Genomic DNA, 771 nt, shown 5'->3' with positions numbered 1-771 from the left:
GGGTGTCGTCCGCGGCACCGACGACCTGTCCGGCGCGACGCCGGTGCACGTCACGCTCGGTGCCGGCACGGCCACGGGCACGCTCGAACCGGACGGCCCCGGCCCGGACGGCTCCTGACCACCACGGGTGTTCTCCACAGCCTGGGACCGGGCGTCGGATCGTCGGTGGACGCTCGGTAGGATCGTCCCGTGTCATCCCAGCAGGAACCCGAGCAGACCGACGTCCAGTCGCTGAGCTACGAAGCGGCCCGCGACGAACTCGTGCGCGTCGTGAGCGAGCTCGAACAGGGCTCCGCGACCCTCGAGCGTTCGCTGGCGCTGTGGGAGCGGGGCGAAGCCCTCGCCGCCCGGTGCGAAGAGTGGCTCGTCGGCGCTCGTGCACGGCTCGACGCGGCCCGTGCCGCCAGCGACGCCCAGGACGGCTCCGGCCGATGACCGACCCCGACGGCCGCCCGATCGTCGCCGAGCTCGGTCGCCCCGAGACGGCAGAGGAGACCTGGGCCCGCAAGGACGCTGCCCGGACCGCCCGCCGACAGCACCAGACCGCGTTCAACCTGGTCATCGCGCTCATCGCCTCGCTCGGCATCGTGCTGTTCCTGGTGGCGGTCGTCGTCCGTCCGGACACCACGGTCGACCGCACCGTCGACTACCAGCAGATCGCGGCGAAGGCGAACGTCGACGACGTCACCCTGGTGGCGCCGCCGCTTCCGGACGGCTACAGCGCCAACCGCGCGGACTTCGCGAGCAAGACCACCGACGGCGTGGACGTCT

At 72.5% G+C, this 771-nt stretch carries 2 protein-coding genes; both read left to right on the top strand.

The window, feature by feature from the left end; translation table 11 throughout:
- Positions 1 to 189: 189 nt before the first annotated feature.
- On the top strand, positions 190 to 435 hold the full coding sequence (locus BIU89_RS13010; RefSeq protein WP_027464512.1) for an exodeoxyribonuclease VII small subunit: 246 nt from the start codon (positions 190 to 192) through the stop codon (positions 433 to 435).
- Positions 432 to 771, top strand: a 340-nt coding sequence (locus BIU89_RS13005) for a DUF4245 family protein (RefSeq protein WP_139179140.1), incomplete at its 3' end; no start/stop codon positions are given. The genes BIU89_RS13010 and BIU89_RS13005, both read left to right, overlap by 4 nt.

The organism is Curtobacterium sp. MCBA15_005 (assembly GCF_001864855.1).
Classification (GTDB): domain Bacteria; phylum Actinomycetota; class Actinomycetes; order Actinomycetales; family Microbacteriaceae; genus Curtobacterium; species Curtobacterium flaccumfaciens.
Note: the sequence above shows the minus strand (reverse complement) of the source record. Positions and strands in the feature narration are given on the sequence as shown.